Below are 13,379 nucleotides of genomic sequence, written 5' to 3'. Positions count from 1 at the left end.
ATTCGGTTGCGGTGTGGTGTTCGGTCAGTCAGGTCAGGAGATGTTCTTGACCGCGGCCTCGACCTTGGTGCGGACGGTCTCCGGCAGCGGGGCGTAGCCCAGCTCGGTCAGGGCCGCCTGGCCCTCGCTGCTGGCGGCGTGGGCGAGGAAGCCCTTGACCAGCGGCAGCTTGGCGGCGGGGAGGCCCTTGCTGCAGACGATCTCGTAGGTCGCCAGGACCAGCGGGTAGGCCCCGGCCTCCTTGGTGTTGTAGTCGATCGCCATCTTCAGGTCGTCGCCCTGACCCTCGACCTTGGCGCTGGCGATGGTCTTGCCGGCCGACTCGGCGGTCAGCGCGGCGAACTCGCCGGCGCCGTTGCCCAGCTTGGCCATCTTGAGGCCGCCGTTCTCGGCGTACGACCACTCGACGTAGCCGATGGTGCCGGCCTGGCCCTTGATGGCGCTGGCCACGCCGTCCGACTTCGCGGCGCCGGTGCCGCCCGGGGCCTTCCACTCCTTGGCCTTGCCGAAGGTCCAGTCGGCCTCGGCGGTCTTGCTGAGGAAGGCGGTGAAGTTGTCGGTGGTGCCGGAGGAGTCCGAGCGGTGCACCGCGTTGATGGCGGTCGACGGCAGCGTGGCGCCGGGGTTGTCGGCCTTGATCGCGGCGTCGTCCCACTTGGTCACCTTGCCCGCGAAGATCTTCGCGATGGTGGCCGGCTTGAGCTGGAGGTTGTCCACGCCGTCGAGGTTGTAGGCGATGGCCACCGGGCCGATCACCATCGGCAGGTGGATGGCCTTGCCGCCGGCGCACTTCGCGTCGGCGCCCGGCTGCTCCTCCGGCTTGAGGGCGGAGTCCGAGCCGGCGAAGTCGGCGGTGCCGGCCGTGAAGGCCTGGACGCCGGCGCCGGAGCCGGAGGGCTCGTAGTTGATGGTGACGCCCTGGCACTTCTGCTGGTACGCCTTGATCCACTCGTCCATGGCGTTCTTCTGGGCGGACGAGCCCTGAGCGTTGAGGGTGCCGGTCGCGCAGTCGGCCGCGGCGGCCGAGCCGGAGGCGCCGGTCGCGGGCTCGTTGTTGTCCGAGCCGCAAGCGCTGAGAGCGAACGTCGCGGTAAGAGCGAGCGAGGCAATCGCGCCGAGCCGCTGGAGCTTCACCTGAGGGGTTTCCCTTCACGTCTGACTTGGCGCCCCGTTCCGGGGCCCGGGGGACCGGCGGTGACCGGCCGATTCCACAAGCTAGGAGGGCCAGGTAGCCGGCTCGCCCGTCGCAAGTGAACGCAGCGTGAACACGTTCGGCAGACGAGGTGACGACACGCTGAGGGTGAGTTGTCCGTTACGTGAACTCGGGTACGCGTGTCGGAACTATGCCTATATTTCGGATCCTGCGTTACCGCGCCGAGGCGCACCCGTGATCCGCCGGTGATCGGGTGGTAGGGGATCGCGCCCGCTCACCGGGCGCCGTGGTTTGTCAGCCCCGGTGGTAGTTCACGTGCGCCGACCAGCGCAGGAAACCGGTCCGCTCGTAGAGGGCGACGGCGCCGGAGTTCGACTCGTCGACGTAGAGCATGACCCGGGCCAGGCCACGCCGGTCCCGCAGGTACGCGAGCCCCGCCGCGGTCAGCGCGCGCCCCAACCCGCCGCGGTGCGCCGCCGGGTCCACGCCCAGCACGTACACCTCGCCCATGCCGGGCGAGCCCGGGCGCTCGTGCACCTTCGTCCAGTGGAAGCCGAGCAGCCGCCCCGTCGACTCCTCGACGGCGAGCAGGAAGCCGGCCGGGTCGAACCAGGGCTCGGCGAGCCGTACGCGCAGATCCTCGGCCGTCCACCGGCCCTGCTCGGGGTGCTCGGCGAAGGCCCGGGCGTTGAGCGCCAGCCACTCCGCGTCGTCCGCACCGGGCCGGAACGCGCGCAGCGCCACACCCTCGGGCAGGTGGGGCTCGGGCACCGGGGCGGTCAACGACCGGCGCAGTTGCCAGAGAACCCGGGCGCGGGTGAAGCCGAGGTCGACCGCGAGCGCGGCGGCGGACGGATGGTCGCCGTGGGCCCAGGCGCGTAGCGGGCCGGTGGCCGCGTCGATGGCGCCCCGGACCAGGGCCCGTCCGGTGCCCCGCCGCCGGTGCGCCGGATGCACCACGAGCTCCACGCCGATCCCGTCGGCCGGGTCGGTGGTGTCGAGGTGGGCGTACCCGGTCAGCGTCCCGTCGCCGGCCCGGGCCGTCAGGTGCACGGCCGGAGCGTCCGGGTCGCGCAGTCGCAGCAGGACGTGCTCGTCGAGCGGGTCGGCGCCGTCGGTGTCGCCGGCCGTGCGGGCCAGGGCGAGGACGTCGGCGATCTCCTCGGCGGTCAGCCGGTCGGCACGGGTGACCCGGTCGGTGGCGGGCTCGGCGCTGCTCACCGGTCCACCGTAGCCGGCCGGTCCCGGCCCGCCGGCCGCCCTCCCGGCGTTCGGTCGAGCCCCGCCGGCCGCCCTCCCGGCGTCCGGTCCCGCCCCGCTGGCCGCCCTCGCGGCGTCCGGTCTCGCTCATCCGGTCCGGCAGGCGACGCACCTCGGACCACCACACCCAGCGTGACCATCAGGCCGCCCCCGCGTACACCCCTTCGCCTCCTTTGCTCTGCACCCCCATATGCACCAGTCACACTCCGTGGTCTCGCGTGACCGCGCACTCCGGCATCGGGCGGAAGGACGCGCAGGTCGGCCAGGTGGTGCCTCGGTGGGTGCAGAGCAAAGCGTGGAGCGGGGGACCGCTGAGCCTCCCGACTGCCGTTACGGAACGTGTCAGCACCCTCGGTGACCGAGAGCCCGGACCTGCAGGACGGCACGGTGTCGACCGTCGGCGTGCACGGCCGGTTCACGTCGTGTCGGTGGGCAGGGCCTCCAGCTCGAACCGGGAGGTCAGGGCCGGAAGGATCCGGTACAGCGCGTCGACCGTGCCCTGGCGGCTGCCGCCCGCGTCGTGCATGAGCACGATCGAACCCGGTCCGACCTGGGCGAGCACCGTCGAGGTGATCTTCGTGGCGCCCGGCGCCTCCCAGTCCGCGGGGTCCACGTTCCAGTGCAGCGGCGTCATGCCGAGCCCGTGCGCCACCGACACCACCGGGTACGTCCATGCCCCACCAGGCTGGCGGTACCAGACGATCGGCGCCGCGGGCGCCGCTGCCCGGATCGCCTGGTTGGTGCGCAGCAGGTCGGCGCGGATGGCGTCGGCGGACCGCTTGCCGAGCGCGACGTCGTGGTTCCAGGAGTGGTTGCAGAGGGTGTGGCCGTCGGCCACGATGGCCTGGATCAGGTCGGGGTGGTCCTGGGCCATCTCCCCGACCACGCAGAAGGTCGCGCGGACGCCGTACTCGCGGAGCGCGGCGAGGACCTGCGGGGTGTACTGCGGGTCGGGTCCGTCGTCGAAGGTCAGGGCGACCCGGGCGTCGCCCGTGCTGACGTGGGCGCCGAAGAGGCTGTCGTCGGCGCCGTCCCCGGACGCGCCGTCCTGCCCCGCCTCGCTGGGGCCGGCACCGTCCGGCGATCCGCTCGGTTCGACGGGTGGCTGGTCGGCGTAGTGGGCGTTGTCCATGTCACGGGCCACGCCGGCGTCGTGCCGCGGCCGGTCCGGGATGAGGCTCCGGCCCAGCACGTACGCCGAACTGAGCAGCAGGGTCACCACCAGGGTGACGACGGCGGCGGCGCGACCGGTCGAGCCCGGTCTCAGCAGCACCCGCAGCCGGTCCAGCCAACCGGATCGCCGGCCACCCCCCGTGGTCATCCCGCGCACCATCGCCCCTTCCACCAACAAACCCGGCAGTCAGAATAGAACCGACGAGATGGGCAAATAGGGCGTATGGGAAATAGCCTGCTAAGGGGTGAGGTCAGACCGGTAGCGGCGCGGACTCCGACTCGGGCAGCGAGCGCGACGGCGGCACCACGAACTTGTAGCCGACCTGCCGCACCGTTCCAATCATCGACTCGTACTCGGAGCCGAGCTTGGCCCGCAGCCGCCGGACGTGCACGTCCACCGTCCGGGTTCCACCGAAGTAGTCGTAGCCCCACACCTCCCGCAGGAGCTGGTCGCGGGTGAAGACCCGGCCGGGGTGCTGGGCCAGGAACCTCAGCAGCTCGAACTCCTTGTAGGTGAGGTCGAGCGGACGACCCTTGAGCTTCGCGGCGTACGTGTCCGGGTCGATGGTGAGCTCCCCGGCCCGGATCGAGCTGCCCGCACCGGCGCTCGCGTTGCTGAGCCGGCCGACGGCCAGCCGCAGCCGCGCCTCCACCTCCGCGGGACCGGCGCTGGCCAGGATCACGTCGTCGACGCCCCAGTCGGCGTTCAACGCGATGAGCCCCGCCTCGGTGACCACGGCGACCAGCGGCACGCCGAGACCGGTGGCGTGCAGCATCCGGCAGGTGGCCCGCGCCTCGGTCAGTTCGGAGCGGGCGTCCACCAGCACCGCGTCCGGGCTCGGACCGGCGACCAGCGTGCGGACGTCGCGCGGCGCGGTGCGGACCGAGTGCGGCAGCAGGTCGAGTGCCGGCAGCACGGCGGACGGCTCACCCGCGCGGGCGCTCACCAGCAGCAGGATCTCCACGATCACCTCCGTCCCGGCGACCTCCCGGCCGCGCGCGACCAGCGGCACTCCGGATGGGGGTGCGCTGACAAGAAATAGCGTGGTCCCGGCGTCGCTGACGGGCGGGGTAACGGGTCGAGCGTAACTGACGAGCCTCGCCGCGCCTCCGGGGCGATTCCCGTTTGTTCCCTTTGGCCCCACTTCGCGGCTCGGGTTTTAACGTCACCGAAACCGGAAGCCCCGGGACGGGTGGCCGGGCACTCCGCGAGGGGCGGTCGGTCTGGCACGATCAGTGCGTGTTTCCCTCCACCTCGCCCGAGACCGGCCGAGACCCGTGGTCCGACGGGCCCCGCCCCGGGCCCGCCTACGGCCAGCCGCCGGCACCGCGCACCGGTCCCGGCGCCGACGACGGTGAGCGCCGCAAGCGCGGCGGGCCGCGCCGGGCGCGGCGAAGCGGCGAGCCCGCCCGCCGGCCGGACGACGCCGAGCCGGACGAGCCGGACGAGGAGACCGTGCCGCCGGTCGAGGTGCGCCGGCCGCTCTCGCTGGCCATCGCGGGGTTCTCCGCCTTGCTGGGGGTGGGGCTGGTGCTCGGCGCCCAGACCTCCGGCCCGGGGCACCGGCTGCCCTTCGCCATCGTCATCTTCGGCGTCCAACTGCTCTTCGTGCTGGCCTGGACGATGGCCATGCGGCCACCCGCCGTGCTGCTCGTCGCGCTGGTGAGCGCCGGCGTTGCCGTGGCCGCCGACGTCGCCGCCGTGCAGACGCAGATCGCCGGCCTCGCGCCGCTGGGCTACGTCGCGGCCGGCGGCTTCCTCCTCGGCGTACTCGGTCAACTGGTGCGACGCGTCGACCGGGTGCGCGTCACCGACTCGCTCGGCACCACCCTGCTCATCGTGGTGGGCGTGGTCGCCTTCGGCACGCTGATCGTGCTGAGCCGGATCCCGGCCGGCACGCAGGCCATCACCGTCTGCCTGACGGCCAGCGGCGTGGCGCTCACCGTGGCCCGGGTGACCGACGCCGTGGCGCCCTGGCCGCGGCTGGCGCCGCAGGTCCCGCGCGGGGCGGCCGGCGTGGTCGTCGGCGCGATGCTCGGCACCCTCGTGAGCGCGGTGCTCGGCAGCTACCTCGTCACGCCGTTCACCCCGACCCGCGCCGCGATCATCGGTCTCGTCGCGTCGGTCGCCGCCGTGCTGGCCGACCTCGCGGTGGGCTACGCCGAGGCCGGGCGCCTCATGGCCGGCGAGCCGCCCACCATGTGGGTCGCCCGCCACATGCAGGGCCCGCTCGGCGGCTTCGCCCTGGCCGCCCCGGCGGCGTACGCGATGTGCATGCTCTTCCTCTGACCGTACGGTTGAGCCCTCTTCCGGTCGGGTACCAACCGACCGCCGCGGCGCGGAACCGGCAGTGACGCCGCGGCGCGGCACCGGCAGTGACGACGCGCCGCAGTGGTGGCGCAGGAGAACAGGAGGCGGCGTGGCCCAGGCCCAAGCGGCGTACGAGGAACGTCCCCGGCGACGCGGGCGGCGGGCCCTCGTCGTGCTCGTCGTGCTGCTCCTGCTGTTGGCCGGGATCCTGGTGGTCGCCGACCGGGTGGCCGTCGGAGTGGCCGAGCGGGCCATCGCCGACCAGGTGCGGCAGGAGGTGGCGAAGCAGAGCGCCTCGTCCGCCCCGCCGGAGGTCGAGGTCGGCGGCTTCCCGTTCCTCACGCAGGTGCTCGACGGCCGCTACGAGCGCATCTCCATCGTGCTGCGGGAGGTGCGGGGCTCGGTGGAGGGCGACGCCATCAGCCTGCCGAGGCTCGACGTCGACGCGCACGACGTGCGCGCCTCTCTCGACACCCTCCGTACCCGACAGGGTGAGGTCGTGGCGGACACGGTGAACGGCACCGCCACCATCGACTACGGCAGCCTCGCGGCGCTGCTCGACCGGCCCGGGCTCAAGCTCAGCGAGCAGGGCGGCAAGCTCGCCGTCACCGCTCCCGTGGACATCCTCGGCCAGCAGCTCACGGTCACCGGCACCGCCGACGTGACAGTGAGTGAGCAGGGGAAGGTGGGCCTGCGCTTCAACGACCTGAACGCCGAGGGGCTGCCCAACCTGCCGCTGGCCCGCACGCTCCTCAACAACTACGCCCGGAGCATCTCGGTCGACGTGCCGCTGCCGGAGCTGCCCTTCCAGCTCACCGTCCGCAAGGTCCAGCCGCTGCCGGAGGGGCTGACGGTGACGGCGGACGCGCGCAACGTGCCGATCAACTCGGCCGGCTGAAGTCCCGCCGGCCGGCGCGGTCCGGGGCGCCCGGGGTCTCCAGGGGCGTCCCGGATGCTGGTCGGCACGGTGGCGGGCCCCATGGTGACTGGTAGGCTCCGAGCTCATGGGGACGCTCCTCACCAAACGGCGCGCGGTCGACCTGTGCCGCGTGGCCACCTGCCTGTGTCGCTCCGTCATCTGACGGCGGGGCTGTCCTCGGCCGCCTGACGCGGCCATCCGGCACGCAGGGTCCGCGTACCCTCCGGTGCTCCCACCCATCCGCCCGGCAGCGGCGCCGTCGCACGAACCCGTGATCCGTCCTTTCCATGGGTCCCGCGCGTGGTGCGACACTCATCCACATCGATCTCCGCGCGCTGGCTCACCGTCCATCCTCACCAGGGAGTGATCTGATGAGTCGCGACACCGCACTGGTCTCGGCCGAGTGGGCCGAGAAGAACCTCGACGCCCCGGGCGTCGTCTTCGTCGAGGTCGACGAGGACACCTCGGCCTACGACACCGGCCACATCGCCGGGGCCGTCAAACTGGACTGGAAGACCGACCTGCAGGACCCGGTGCGCCGGGACTTCGTGAACAAGAGTCAGTTCGAGGCGCTGCTCTCCGAGCGGGGGATCGCCAACGACGACACCGTCATCCTGTACGGCGGCAACAACAACTGGTTCGCGGCGTACGCCTACTGGTACTTCAAGCTCTACGGCCACCGCGACGTGAAGCTGCTCGACGGCGGCCGCAAGAAGTGGGAGCTCGACGCCCGTCCGCTGGTGACGGACACCGTGAGCCGCCCCGCCACGCGATACGTCGCGCAGGAGCCGGACACCTCGATCCGCGCGTTCCGCGACGAGGTGGTCGCCGCGATCGGCACGAAGAACCTGGTCGACGTCCGGTCTCCCGACGAGTACGCGGGCCGGCTCCTCGCGCCCGCGCACCTGCCTCAGGAGCAGGCGCAGCGTGCCGGGCACGTCCCCACGGCGATCAGCGTGCCGTGGTCGAAGGCGGCCAACGAGGACGGCACGTTCAAGTCCGACGACGAGCTGCGCCGGATCTACGCCGACGCCGGCCTCGACGACGGCAAGGAGACCATCGCGTACTGCCGGATCGGCGAGCGTTCCTCGCACACCTGGTTCGTGCTCCAGGAGCTGCTCGGCCACCGCAACGTGAAGAACTACGACGGCTCCTGGACCGAGTACGGCTCGCTCGTCGGCGTGCCGGTCGCCCTCGGCGACGAGCCCGGGGAGGCGTGAGCCATGACCGCTCCGACCGCCGCAGGTTGCGCGGCACCGGACCAGGCCGCGCCGCTGCCGGCCAGCCTGGACCTCGAGAAGGAGACCGTCATCACCGGCACCGTCCGCTCCGGGCAGGGTGAGGCCGTGCCGGGCGCGTACGTCCGGCTGCTCGACTCGACGGGCGAGTTCACGGCCGAGGTCGTGACCTCGGCGGCCGGGCAGTTCCGGTTCTTCGCGGCGCCGGGCAGCTGGACGCTGCGCGCGCTGTCCCGGCACGGCAACGGGGACACCGCGGTGACCGCGGGCCGGGGCATCACCGAGGTGAGCGTCACCGTCGCCGGATCCTGATCCACCGCTCCACCCGACCGGGGCCGGTCACCCTCCGGGGTGGCCGGCCCCGACCGCGTGCTCCCCGCCCTCCACCTCCGTGTTGATCATGAGGTTGGCGGGGTTTCCGATCTCCTCCGCCGCCGCAAACCTCATGATCAACGCGTGGGGGCGAGACGCCGTCCGGCGGCGCGGAGCGAGGCGCCGTCCGGCGGCGCGGAGCGAGGCGCCGTCCGGCGGCGCGGGGCGAGGCGCCGGCGGTTGGCCGGGCGCTGTGGGTCGGGCGCCGCGTGACACCATGGCCGGGTGAGCGGTGCTGCCCAGGCGGAGTGCGCCCCGCCGACCGGTCCTGACGCGTCGGCACCCGGACGGCGTCGCTGGCTGATCGCCGCCACGGTCGCCTGGGCGTTCCTGCTCGCGCTGCTGGTGTGGATCTCGGTCCGGAACGACCCGCCCACCGTCCGCGAGCAGCGCAGTCTCGCCGAGGCCGGCCCGCGGGTCGACGCCGCTGTCGGCGAGCTGGTGGCGGCGAGCGGCCCCGCGGTCCTGGAACTGGTTCCGGCGCGGGTCGAGCGGGACTGCCGGCTCACCCCGCTCGCCGGCGGGGCGACCCTCACCCGGGACGTGGAGGCGATCGGCGCGGTGGGCGCGGAACGGGAACTGCTGGAGGGGATCGCCGACCGGCTGCCGGCGAGCTGGCGCGCCGGGGTCCGCCTGACCCCGGACGGCGTACGGCTGCGCGCCGACGCCGGTGAGTTCGTGTCCGTCGAGGGCCGTCCGACGGCCGATGGGCGGGTGCGGCTCACCGTCGAGACCGGTTGCCGGCCGCTGGGAGCCGGTTACCCGCCCGCCGGCCACGCGACCGCCGGGGGACCGGCCGGCGCGGAGGCCGCGGCCCTCGCCGGCGCACTGCGGGCCCTCGGCGAGCCGGCCGACGCCGCCCCCGAGCTGGTGACGGCGTCCTGTCCCGGCGGCGGCGTCGCTCGTACGGCCGTCGCGGCCGTGGGCGGTGGCGCGGTCGCCGCGGCGACCGCCCTGGCCCCGCTCGCCACCGGCGGCCCGGTGCTGGAAACCCCCGAGGCGTACGCGTACCGCACCGGCGCCGTGGTGGTCCTCGCCGACACCGCAGCCGGCCACCCCCACGTAGCCGCCACAACCCCCTGCCCCTGACCCGCCCCCGCCCGGGTTGGCCCCCCGCTCGGGTTGGCTCCCCGCCCGCGTTGGCTCCCCGCCCGCGTTGGCTCCCCGCGGTGATCATGAAGTTATTGCTGCGACACGCCGGGCGGGCGGGCAACATCTTCATGATCACCGGGGTGAGGTGAGCGGGCGAGGTGAGCGGGGGTGATGTCAGCGGCCGTCGGTCGGGGTGCGGCTGCGGCCGAGGGCGTCCACCTTGCCCCAGCGGCCGGGGATGTCGAGCAGTTCGACGCGGCCCATGCCCTCGGGGACGGCCGGGTCGATGATCAGGTGGTCGCCCTGCGGCTCGAGGCCGAGCATGACCCGCAGCAGCAGGAGCGGGGTGCCCGTCGACCAGGCCTGCGGGCTGCACGCCGTCGGGTACTGCACCGGGTACTCGGTGAGGTCACGGTTGTAGCCGGCGAACGCCTCCGGCAGGCGGCCGTTGAAGAAGTGGGACGCCGCGAGCATCGAGTCGCAGATCCGCCCGGCCTCCTCCCGGTAGCCGTACCGCCACAGGCCCCACGCGATGATCGAGTTGTCGAACGGCCAGACCGTGCCCACGTGGTAGCCGATCGGGTTGTAGCGGCCCTGGTCGTCGGCCAGCGTACGGACACCCCAGCCGGAGAAGAGGCGCGGCCCGAGCAGGTGGTCGACGACCCGCCCGGCCCGGGTCTCGTCCACGATGCCGCTCCACAGCAGGTGACCGATGTTCGAGGCGAGGGCGTCCACCTGCCGGCCGTCCGCGTCGAGGGCGAGCGCGTAGTACTCCTTGTCCGGGATCCAGAAGTCGCGGTTGAACCGCTGCTTCAGCTCGGCCGCCTCGCGCTCCAGCCGGTCGGCGTACGCGGGGTCGTTCCAGAACGTCCGCGCCATCCGCGCGCCGCGGATCTTCGCGTCGTACGCGTAGCCCTGCAATTCGCAGGTGGCGCGGGGGAAGCCGGGCAGCCTACCGTCGGCGTAGGAGATCGAGTCGAGGGAGTCCTTCCAGCACTGGTTGGGCAGCCCGGTGCGCGTGTTGCGGGACTGGTACCAGATGTACCCGGTGCCGAGCAGATCGCCGTAGGTGTCGATCCAGTCGAGCGCGGCCCGGGCCTGCGATTCGAGCAGCAGCACGAGTTGGGTGTCGCCGGTCCACCGCTCGTACTCGTCGAGCAGGATGACGAAGAGCGGCGTCGCGTCGGCCGTGCCGTAGTACGGGGAGTGCGGCTGCTCCTCGAAGCCGGCCGTCTCGCCGTACCGCAGCTCGTGCAGGATCTTCCCGGGCTCCTCGTCGCGGAAGTCGTCCACCCGGTGCCCCTGGAGGCCGCCGAGGATCTGGAGGGTCGGCGGGATCAGCTCGGGGAGGAACGGCACCACCTGGAGCGAGGTGAAGATGCTGTCCCGCCCGAACAGCGTCATGAACCAGGGAAGCCCGGCGGCGAGCAGCCGGACCCCGAGGGCGATCGACTCGTAGCGGAGCGCCCCGAGGTCGTTGAGGCTGGTCCGGTAGGCGCCGGCGAGCGGCTGGCGGTCGCAGCCGAGCTTCGGCGCCCGTTCGATCAACTCGTTCTGCTCGGCCTCGATGGCGGCCACGTCCCGGCTGCCGCCGTACGGCAGGGTGGCCCGGATGTCCTCGCCGCGCGCCCCGTAGACGATCGTCGACACGGCGAGCCGGGTCGTCCACTCGCCGTGCCGGCCCACCCGGATGCGGAACGTCATGCCGGCCACGTCGATCTCGCCCGGCTCGCTCGTGCTGATCACCGTCTCCCGGTGGAACGCCTCCCGGCGGTACGTCAGGCGCAGCTCGTTGCCGCTCACCGTGGCCGTGGTCTGTCCCTTCTTCTGCCGGGCGTGCTTGATCTCGAAGAGGTCGGCGAAGTCCGCCCCGATGTCGATGCGCACCGTGAAGTCCATGGGCGTGCCCGAGTGGTTGAGCACGGTCAGCTCCTCCTGGAAGCTGCCGCCGATCGCCCGGCTGCGGATCACCGACACCTTGGCGTCCAGGTAGTGCGTGGGCTCGCCCGGGGCCAGGAAGAACCGGGTGCGGTAGGACTCCGCGTCGTCGAGGGACAGCGTGTGGAGGCGCTCGCCGTTGAGGGTGAGCAGCCAGGTGGAGAGGTAGCGGGTGTCGAAGGAGAAGAGGCCGGTGGGAAGGTCGAAGGAGGGCTCGATGTCGCCGCGCCCGTCGCTGACCAGGAACGTGTTGCCGTCCAGGATGCTGACCAGGTCCCTCACGCGAGCCGCCCGGTCTGCTTCCGCGCCATCTCGCGCGGATCGCGGGTGCCCGGCGGGTCGGGGAAGAACCGTCGGAAGGCCAGGAACAGCACGACGTTTCCGCTGAACGTGCTCTCGTTGCGCAGCACCGCGGAGACGCCCTGCGCCCGGCCGGTCACGAGGCGGTCGAACAGGTCCGCGCTGCTGTACCAGATGGCGTCGGCGGGCCCCCGGTGCCGGCCGACCTCCACCGAACCGGGCCGCATGCGGACCAGCCAGTGCTCGCTGTGGCCGCCGGTGAAGAGTTCGATCTGGAGCGCGCCGCTCACCAGCCCGCGAAGGACCTCGGGGGCGCGCGCCGGCAGCGATTCGAAGAACCGCTCGATCGCCTCGGTCACACCAGAATCGTAGGCATTGACCGGACAGGTCGGGTCAGTATCGGCAGTCCGTCCGTACCAGGCATTACGGTCGGGCCGGCACCGGCGGGACCGGCGCTATCAGTAGACCAGGGCCTGGGCGCCCTCGGTCATCGCCTCCTCGACGAACACGGCGGCCCCGGCGATCCGTACGCCCGGAAGCACGTCGTCCGGGCCGATCTCCCGGCGGGCGGCGCACTGGGTGCAGGCGGTGACCGTGCCCGTGGTGAGCACGACGTGCAGCAGCTCGGCCAGCGGCGCGGAGTGCGGCAGCTCGAACTCCTCGGCCCGCCCCGGCAGGGCGAACCAGGTGGATTCGCCGGTCAGCCAGAGCGAGACCTCGACCCCGGACGCGGCCGCCGTGGCAGCCACTGTGAACGCCTGGGCGCACCGCTCGGGAGCGTCCGCTCCGGCGGTGGCCTTGACGACGAGAGTGCGCGCCATGGCGCCAGCATAGGATGGCCGCGATGGTTACCGAGATCGGGTTCGTCAGCCTGCTGGTCGCGGGCCTGGGCGCGCTCGCCGGTGGCCTGGTCTACGTTGCCGTACGCATCTCGAGAGGTAACTGGTGAGCGCGAGGAGTGAGCCGGGTTTGCGAGCCCCGCAGTCGCGAACGAGAGGTAACTGGTGAGCGCGAACCCGTCGGACGAGAACCCGCTGCAGCCGCCGCCGTGGCTGAACGCGCCGCCGGTCGACCCGTACCCGTACGAGGAGAGCTACGACCTGCGCGTCGGCCCCAAGCTGCACCCGACCCTGGACGGCCTGCTGCCCTACATCGGGCTGTGGCGGGGCCGTGGGCGGGGCGGCTACCCGACGATCGAGGACTTCGACTTCGCGCAGGAGATCCGGATCAGCCATGACGGGCGGCCGTTCCTGCTGTACGAGTCGCGCGCCTGGATCCTCGACGAGCAGAGCCGCCCGGTGCGCCCGGCCGGGCGCGAGGTGGGCTGGTGGCGTCCGGTGCTCGACGGTGACCGGGCCACCGACGAGTTGGAGGTCCTGCTGAGCACCCCGACCGGGGTGATGGAGCTGTACCTGGGCCGGCGCACCGGCACCCAGGTCGAGTTGGTCACCGACGCCGTGGTGCGGACGTCGACGGCCAAGGAGGTCACGGCGGGGCACCGGCTGTTCGGCATCGTCGAGGGCGCACTGCTGTACGCCCAGGAGATGGCCGCGGTCGGTCAGGGGCTCAACCCGCACCTGTCCGCACGCCTGCTCCGCGTCGGCGGCTGACACGGGCCGGCCC

General features: G+C 72.8%; 15 protein-coding genes. 8 read left to right on the top strand and 7 right to left on the bottom strand.

Features of this window, described 5'->3' with window-relative positions:
* Positions 1–33 precede the first annotated feature (33 nt).
* The 4 genes from pstS to ACSNOA_RS30170 form a co-directional block, all read right to left on the bottom strand.
* Positions 34–1,134: a phosphate ABC transporter substrate-binding protein PstS gene (gene pstS, locus ACSNOA_RS30185; protein ID WP_436663150.1), complete on the bottom strand. Its 1,101-nt coding sequence runs from the start codon at positions 1,132–1,134 to the stop codon at positions 34–36.
* A 313-nt stretch (positions 1,135–1,447) separates the two neighbouring features.
* Positions 1,448–2,374, bottom strand: a complete 927-nt coding sequence (mshD, locus tag ACSNOA_RS30180) for a mycothiol synthase (protein WP_436663149.1) — start codon at positions 2,372–2,374, stop codon at positions 1,448–1,450.
* A gap of 454 nt (positions 2,375–2,828) precedes the next feature.
* On the bottom strand, positions 2,829–3,734 hold the full coding sequence (locus tag ACSNOA_RS30175) for a polysaccharide deacetylase family protein (RefSeq protein WP_436663148.1): 906 nt from the start codon (positions 3,732–3,734) through the stop codon (positions 2,829–2,831).
* A gap of 103 nt (positions 3,735–3,837) precedes the next feature.
* Entirely contained in the window at positions 3,838–4,557 is a 720-nt protein-coding gene (locus ACSNOA_RS30170; protein ID WP_436663422.1) for a winged helix-turn-helix transcriptional regulator, read from the bottom strand.
* A 269-nt stretch (positions 4,558–4,826) separates the two neighbouring features.
* Here ACSNOA_RS30170 and ACSNOA_RS30165 point away from each other — a divergent pair, with 269 nt between their 5' ends.
* From ACSNOA_RS30165 to ACSNOA_RS30140, 6 genes are all read left to right on the top strand, one after another.
* Complete coding sequence (locus tag ACSNOA_RS30165; protein ID WP_436663147.1) at positions 4,827–5,876, top strand: hypothetical protein; 1,050 nt, start codon at positions 4,827–4,829, stop codon at positions 5,874–5,876.
* A 130-nt stretch (positions 5,877–6,006) separates the two neighbouring features.
* Entirely contained in the window at positions 6,007–6,795 is a 789-nt protein-coding gene (locus ACSNOA_RS30160) for an LmeA family phospholipid-binding protein (protein WP_436663146.1), read from the top strand.
* Between the two features lie 106 nt (positions 6,796–6,901).
* Positions 6,902–6,979 carry an Ms5788A family Cys-rich leader peptide gene (locus ACSNOA_RS30155; protein ID WP_331214547.1) on the top strand — a complete coding sequence of 26 codons (78 nt, stop codon included), beginning with the start codon at positions 6,902–6,904 and terminating at the stop codon, positions 6,977–6,979.
* A gap of 208 nt (positions 6,980–7,187) precedes the next feature.
* Positions 7,188–8,036, top strand: coding sequence for a sulfurtransferase (locus tag ACSNOA_RS30150; protein ID WP_436663145.1), 849 nt, complete (start codon positions 7,188–7,190; stop codon positions 8,034–8,036).
* A 3-nt stretch (positions 8,037–8,039) separates the two neighbouring features.
* On the top strand, positions 8,040–8,366 hold the full coding sequence (locus tag ACSNOA_RS30145; protein WP_436663144.1) for a DUF1416 domain-containing protein: 327 nt from the start codon (positions 8,040–8,042) through the stop codon (positions 8,364–8,366).
* Between the two features lie 285 nt (positions 8,367–8,651).
* Positions 8,652–9,515: a hypothetical protein gene (locus tag ACSNOA_RS30140; protein WP_436663143.1), complete on the top strand. Its 864-nt coding sequence runs from the start codon at positions 8,652–8,654 to the stop codon at positions 9,513–9,515.
* 177 nt (positions 9,516–9,692) lie between these two features.
* Here the strand turns inward: ACSNOA_RS30140 and ACSNOA_RS30135 are convergent, their stop codons facing one another.
* The 3 genes from ACSNOA_RS30135 to ACSNOA_RS30125 form a co-directional block, all read right to left on the bottom strand.
* Positions 9,693–11,738: an amylo-alpha-1,6-glucosidase gene (locus ACSNOA_RS30135; RefSeq protein WP_436663142.1), complete on the bottom strand. Its 2,046-nt coding sequence runs from the start codon at positions 11,736–11,738 to the stop codon at positions 9,693–9,695.
* Positions 11,735–12,115, bottom strand: coding sequence for an SCP2 sterol-binding domain-containing protein (locus ACSNOA_RS30130; protein ID WP_436663141.1), 381 nt, complete (start codon positions 12,113–12,115; stop codon positions 11,735–11,737). Before ACSNOA_RS30130 ends, ACSNOA_RS30135 begins: the two co-directional genes overlap by 4 nt.
* Positions 12,116–12,214: 99 nt before the next feature.
* Positions 12,215–12,577 (bottom strand): DsrE family protein, encoded by a 363-nt coding sequence (locus ACSNOA_RS30125; protein ID WP_436663140.1) that lies wholly within the window; start codon positions 12,575–12,577, stop codon positions 12,215–12,217.
* 23 nt (positions 12,578–12,600) lie between these two features.
* On the opposite strand from ACSNOA_RS30125, the gene mtfM reads away from it, so the two are divergent.
* Both mtfM and ACSNOA_RS30115 read left to right on the top strand, forming a co-directional pair.
* Positions 12,601–12,705: a small membrane protein MtfM gene (mtfM, locus tag ACSNOA_RS30120; protein WP_269456547.1), complete on the top strand. Its 105-nt coding sequence runs from the start codon at positions 12,601–12,603 to the stop codon at positions 12,703–12,705.
* A 55-nt stretch (positions 12,706–12,760) separates the two neighbouring features.
* On the top strand, positions 12,761–13,366 hold the full coding sequence (locus ACSNOA_RS30115; protein WP_436663139.1) for an FABP family protein: 606 nt from the start codon (positions 12,761–12,763) through the stop codon (positions 13,364–13,366).
* The last annotated feature ends 13 nt before the right edge of the window (positions 13,367–13,379 follow it).

The sequence above is a fragment of the Micromonospora sp. URMC 103 genome (assembly GCF_051386435.1).
GTDB lineage: Bacteria > Actinomycetota > Actinomycetes > Mycobacteriales > Micromonosporaceae > Micromonospora.
Note: the sequence above shows the minus strand (reverse complement) of the source record. Positions and strands in the feature narration are given on the sequence as shown.

Excerpts from the sequence above, each read along its gene's own strand:
- ACSNOA_RS30155 (WP_331214547.1), top strand. The coding sequence starts at position 6,902 with ATGGGGACGCTCCTCACCAAACGGCGCGCGGTCGACCTGTGCCGCGTG.
- ACSNOA_RS30150 (WP_436663145.1), top strand. The coding sequence starts at position 7,188 with ATGAGTCGCGACACCGCACTGGTCTCGGCCGAGTGGGCCGAGAAGAAC.
- mtfM (WP_269456547.1), top strand. The coding sequence starts at position 12,601 with ATGGTTACCGAGATCGGGTTCGTCAGCCTGCTGGTCGCGGGCCTGGGC.
- ACSNOA_RS30125 (WP_436663140.1), bottom strand. The coding sequence starts at position 12,577 with ATGGCGCGCACTCTCGTCGTCAAGGCCACCGCCGGAGCGGACGCTCCC.
- ACSNOA_RS30175 (WP_436663148.1), bottom strand. The coding sequence starts at position 3,734 with ATGACCACGGGGGGTGGCCGGCGATCCGGTTGGCTGGACCGGCTGCGG.
- ACSNOA_RS30145 (WP_436663144.1), top strand. The coding sequence starts at position 8,040 with ATGACCGCTCCGACCGCCGCAGGTTGCGCGGCACCGGACCAGGCCGCG.